Below are 4,605 nucleotides of genomic sequence, written 5' to 3'. Positions count from 1 at the left end.
ACGGCGCCGGGACCGACGACTACCGCTGCTTCCTCCTGGACCCCGACCTTGCCGAGGACGCGTGGCTGACCGGCACGACCGTGCAGCCCGGCAACCCCGACGTCGTCCACCACGTCATCCTCTTCCAGGTCCCGCCCGAGCAGATCGAGGCGGCCGAGGCGATCGACGCCGAGGAGGACGGCGAGGGCTGGACCTGCTTCGGCGGCACCGGCCTCGATCGGTTCCAGAACGTCGAGGACGCCCCGTGGATCGGTGCCTGGGCGCCCGGTGGCGAGGAGTCGGTGCGCAAGCCCGGCTACGGAGTGAAGCTGCGCGCGGGCAGTCGGATCATCATGCAGGTCCACTACAACCTGCTCGCGGGCACGTCGCCCGACGTCTCCGCAACCCAGTTGCGACTGGCTCCCGGCACCCGCGACCTGGAGGAGCTGCACACCATGCTGCTGCCGGCTCCGGTCGAGCTGCCCTGTCGAGCCAAGTACGCCGACGGCCCGCTGTGCGACCGGGACGCGGCCGTGTTGGATGTGATGGACCGCTTCGGCGCGGAGGGTGCGCAGACCGCCAACGCGCTCTACCTCCTGTGTGGCGGCGAGCCGAAGCCCGGCCAGGTGCAGAGCTGCACCCGCACCGTCAACCAGCAGATGACCATCCATGCCGCCGGTGGACACATGCACCTGTTGGGTCGCGAGATCCGGATCGAGACCAACCCGGGGACACCCAGGGCCAGGACCGTGCTGGACATCCCGGTGTGGGACTTCGACGACCAGGGTGCTCGCGACATCGACCCGGTCACGCTGATGCCCGGCGACACGGTGAAGGTCACCTGCAAGCACGTGCAGTGGCTGCGTGACGTGCTGCCGTCCTTCGAGGGCCAGCCCGACCGCTACATCGTGTGGGGCGAAGGCACCACCGACGAGATGTGCCTGGGGATGCTGCAGGTCTCGCGTCCCTGAGGTCCATTCATCCCACCCCGATCGGGCGTGGGTCGAGGCGGCGGGCTGGGGCCGTCCCAGTCTCTGGTTCGTTCGCGTTCCCGAGGGCAAGACCGCGAAGAACCGTCAGCACTTCGATCTCCGCCCCATGTCGGACCCGGCGGAGGAGGTTCGTCGCCTGGTCGCACTCGGAGCTCGGGTCCTGCGCGACGACGGCGAGCTCGTGGTCCTTGCCGATCCGGAGGGAAACGAGTTCTGCGTCGAGTAGCGGGGTGCGGGGAGATTTCGGATGCTTGGGCTTGCCTCATCGTTCGAACACATGTACGATAAAAGTAAGTATGTCGTAGGTGGCACCCGGCCCCGCAGAGGGTCTCGGAGACACGCAGAGAACCGGATGTGCCCCGGACGCCGAACCAGGCTCACGCGTGTCGGACCTGGCGCAGCCCGACAAAGCCTCGGGGAACCCATCGCTTTCGAATCTCGATCCGGTGGTGTCCCCCGCGCGATCGGAGCCCCGCCCATGACGACCGGACACCTCGTCCACGAGTGCGAGCAGGCCATTGCCGCCGCACTGGACAAGGTGGAGTCGGTCGAGTTCCTCTACCTCTCGCCGGCTGACAAGGCCGCGAGCCTCGTCCAGCTCCATCGGCTCGAGACCCGGGTTGCCGCGACCAGGTTGCGGATGCTGGCCGTGTCCGGCGACGTGGCCGAGGAGTCCGGTGCCCGCGATGTGGGTGCTTGGTTGCGGCTCGCGACGCGCTCCGATCGCGGGCACGCCCGGCGGGCGATGACGCTGGCCCAGGCCCTCGACCGGCGCTGGTCGGCCCTTGCCGAGGCGCACACCGCGGGCGACGTGTCGACCGCGCAGGCCGACGTGATCGCCCGCGTTCTCGACGAGCTGCCCGACGACGTCGGCGCTGAGGTGCTAACCCCGGTCTTTCATGAGGGTGGCGCTGTGGCGACGCGACCGGGCCCGGAACTGGGGCTTGGTGGCGCAGGACATCGATGTCGGCGATCGCCTCACCGCCGTCGAGAAGCATGACCGCGACGTCGACCAAGACCCGGCCGTGGTCGTGGAGCGAGGTGAACGAGCGCCGCACCATCGCCTTCGACAGCTCGGTAGTGAGGCCGGTCCGATCGGCCAGAAGGCGGAGTCCGACACTGCCCGCGTGAGCCACCACGCCGACACCATCGGCGGATACGGACAAGCCAGCAGATCACGAAGTACGCTTCACCTACGGAGTGCCTTCCGGTTCGAGAATCTTGAGACGTCGCAATCCCAAGTTTCCCCTGCTGGGCAGGCACTTCCGTGTTTCTACGCGCCGATCACGCCGCGGTCTCGTGAACGATCCGGGTTAGTAGCCGACCGCTCACGTCGATTACGGCCACCCAGGGTACTCATCGCTACAAGTACTACGACCTTTGTACAATACCGATGGAGCCCACGAGAATTCTAGCCTCACGGTGGTGGCTGATTGATTCGGTCGTCGGACGGGATAGACGGAAGTTTATTGGGGAATTGCATCAATCGCTATTTCTGGCGTGCCTGTTGCACGTTGGTCCGCACCGACCCATGCGGCCGGCAGCTCGGTTCTGTTGCCACCCATATTGCGACTGCGGTAGCCGGATCATCGACGACCTCTACGCACCACACCTGCCGGAGGCCTTTCAATGATGAATTCCGTTCGCAAGTTGCTCGTCGGGGGCGCCGTAGCAGGCGTCGTGTTCGGCGGCGCCGTGGTTCCAGCAGCAGCCAAGGATGGCATCCGCGGCGGATCGCCGTTCGACGTCACCGCCAGCCTCAGTTGTGACGGCACCATCTCGTGGTCGGCGCAGGTAGGTACCGAGGAGCTGCAAAAGATCTGGGTCAAGGTCGACTTCGTGAGCACGATTGCTCTCGATCTCGCTGAGGTGGAAGGCACGTACACCGGCTCCACCCCCGGCTTCGACCCCCTCGTCGCCCACACCGTGCTGCTCCGCCGTCTCGCCGGAGAGGACGTCGAGGAGCAGGCCATCGTCGACCTGGCAGCTTGCCCGGTCGTCGTAGTGCCGCCCGAAGTCGTGTGACCAAAAGCCTCCACCGGGGGCCCTCATAAGAAAATTTTCCCCACACGTCTCACGAAACGTGGCCCGTCGTCGTCTACGGGGCATGACTGTTTCTTTCGAAGCTCCTCCCGCCCGGTCGACGAGCTTGACCTCATCGCAATTGGAAACGGTGCAATGCGTCTGGGATAGGGCCGGATTGCCGCCCACATCTGGGTACGCGGCGGCCTTCCTCGCAACCGCGGTGGCGACCAACGCCATCCCCGCCGCGACGCTGACCACGGTCAACTTTGACGAAGCCGAATCCGTTGCGGCTGCCGTGGAGGCGCTTGTTCAATGGCGTCAACATGCGTTCCAAGTGACCTCGTAACGTCGACACGGCATGTCCCACAAGCCGCCGTTCGAGGTCCTCGTCGAGATCCACGGTCCGACCGTGCTTCGAGTCTGCCTCGTCATCGTCGGAGCTGTCGAGGCTGACGATGCCTGGTCGGAGACCGACCCGGTGGCATCGGACCGGACGGCGACCTGGAGGCTGCGCTTGAAGCGTTGCCCCACAAGCAACGCCAGTCGGTCGCCTACCACTACCTGGCCGGCCTTCCCTACACCGAGGTCGCTTCGATCCTCGGCGGGACTACAGAAGCGGCGCGTCGCGCTGCGGCCGATGGGATCGCGTCACTCCGACGCTCGACCGGGATCTTCTCGACGTCGCATAACCGCACCATCGACAGCCCCGCCGGCAGCTTGCTGCTCGCCGCCACCGAAACCGGACTGGTTCGAGTCGCCTACGCCAACGAGGACCACGATCGCGTTCTGCAGGCTTTGTCCGATCGGATCAGCCCACGCATCTTGCACCACCCGCCCCGACTCGACGCCACGGCCCGGGAACTCGATGAGTACTTCGCCGGCCGCCGACACACGTTCAGTCTGACCGGGCCTCGGCGTCGCGACCACCGGCACTGATGGCCGCATCTCGGCCGGGGACGCACGCCGCCTCGCCTGCACCGCCAACCTCGTGCCCGTCGTGCTGGGTGCGAAGTCCGAGATCCTCGACGTCGGCCGGGCGCAGCGGCTGTTCAACGCAGCCCAGCGCCGAGCGCTCGCCGTACGCGACAAGCGTTGTCGGGCCGAGGGCTGTGACATGCCGGCTGCCTGGTCGCAGGCGCATCACCCGCACCCGTGCAGTCGTGGCGGCGAGACCGACCTGGCCAACGCGATCCTGCTCTGCAGCCATCACCACCACCGCGCCCACGACGACCGGTTCCAGCACGAGCGACTGCCCAACGGCGACCTCAGGTTCCACCGGCGGACGTAGGCCGACATCGGGCTCAGGTCAGGGCGTACCAGATCCGCATCACGGTGAAGAGCACCGGAAGACCGAACACCACCAGCAGCATCCAGGCCGTGAACCGGTGCAGCGGCTTGGCACCGTCGAGCGAGCCGGCGAAGTCGAGCAGTGCTCCTTCGGGCACCTGGTGGGTCAGGCCCATGGCCCTCGCGTGCTCGGGCAGGTGGTGGCCCGGAAACCACGCAGGCTCGGTTTCGTCGTCGTGGTCGTCGGGATCCTCGTCGTACCACTCGAGGGCGTCGCGGTCAGGACCCGGCATGTGAACAGCGTACGAGGCCGGCGTCAGAG

Annotated in this window: 7 protein-coding genes; 6 read left to right on the top strand and 1 reads right to left on the bottom strand. The window is 66.8% G+C overall.

The features are described from left to right. The 6 genes from RMO85_RS04205 to RMO85_RS04180 all read left to right on the top strand — a co-directional run. The coding region (locus RMO85_RS04205) for a hypothetical protein (protein ID WP_310526663.1) at positions 1-950 on the top strand (950 nt) is incomplete at its 5' end. After that, a complete protein-coding gene (locus RMO85_RS04200; protein WP_310526661.1) occupies positions 844-1,197 on the top strand; it encodes a VOC family protein in 354 nt (117 codons plus the stop codon). The genes RMO85_RS04205 and RMO85_RS04200, both read left to right, overlap by 107 nt. Positions 1,198-1,449: 252 nt before the next feature. Beyond that, entirely contained in the window at positions 1,450-1,971 is a 522-nt protein-coding gene (locus tag RMO85_RS04195; RefSeq protein ID WP_310526660.1) for a DUF222 domain-containing protein, read from the top strand. Positions 1,972-2,651: 680 nt separating this feature from the next. After that, positions 2,652-2,996, top strand: a complete 345-nt coding sequence (locus tag RMO85_RS04190; protein ID WP_310526659.1) for a hypothetical protein — start codon at positions 2,652-2,654, stop codon at positions 2,994-2,996. Positions 2,997-3,518: 522 nt separating this feature from the next. Beyond that, positions 3,519-3,932: a hypothetical protein gene (locus RMO85_RS04185; protein WP_310526658.1), complete on the top strand. Its 414-nt coding sequence runs from the start codon at positions 3,519-3,521 to the stop codon at positions 3,930-3,932. 7 nt (positions 3,933-3,939) lie between these two features. Next, positions 3,940-4,284, top strand: coding sequence for an HNH endonuclease signature motif containing protein (locus RMO85_RS04180; RefSeq protein WP_310526665.1), 345 nt, complete (start codon positions 3,940-3,942; stop codon positions 4,282-4,284). Between the two features lie 13 nt (positions 4,285-4,297). Here RMO85_RS04180 and RMO85_RS04175 read toward each other — a convergent pair whose 3' ends face one another. Further along, positions 4,298-4,576, bottom strand: coding sequence for a hypothetical protein (locus RMO85_RS04175; RefSeq protein ID WP_310526656.1), 279 nt, complete (start codon positions 4,574-4,576; stop codon positions 4,298-4,300). Positions 4,577-4,605 lie beyond the last annotated feature (29 nt).

Source organism: Nocardioides sp., assembly GCF_031422975.1.
Lineage (GTDB): Bacteria > Actinomycetota > Actinomycetes > Propionibacteriales > Nocardioidaceae > Nocardioides.
This window is presented reverse-complemented; position numbering and strand designations above follow the sequence as displayed.